The sequence below is a fragment of the Mesorhizobium sp. M7A.F.Ca.CA.004.04.2.1 genome (assembly GCF_004022825.1).
In the GTDB taxonomy this organism is placed as follows: domain Bacteria; phylum Pseudomonadota; class Alphaproteobacteria; order Rhizobiales; family Rhizobiaceae; genus Mesorhizobium.
In genome coordinates, this window is record NZ_RZPH01001845.1 from 1 (window position 1) to 381 (window position 381).

The 381-nt window shown below is 64.8% G+C and carries 1 pseudogene; it reads left to right on the top strand.

Annotated elements, in window-relative coordinates:
* A pseudogene (locus tag EN893_RS37890) lies at window positions 1-381 on the top strand (hypothetical protein); the annotation flags it as partial.

A 381-nucleotide genomic window follows, 5' to 3' on the forward strand; every position in this document is an offset into this window, starting at 1 on the left:
ATTCCCGCCTCTCCGCCGCTGATCTCGACGGCGCCGGTGCCGCCAATGAACGCGTCATCAACTTCCAGATCACGGCCAAGATCGACCATGCGGCGTTTCCTTCGCCGACCGTGATCGACAACCAGGGTGTGATCAAGGTCAGCAACGGAGCCGGCCCCGGGACCATCATCCCGTCGCAGGATCCGGGCAAGCCCGACGATGGCAACTACAAGACCGGGGCCAAGACCTCGATCAAGATCGACCTCACCAACTGTGATAAGCGGCCACCGCCTCCCGACCGGGAATGCTTCAAGGTGGAACGCGGCACGGTGGACTGCGTGCCCGGCGGCGGCGCCTTCATCTACCACATGCCGGTCGGCCCGGAGATGGGCGGCAAGTGGG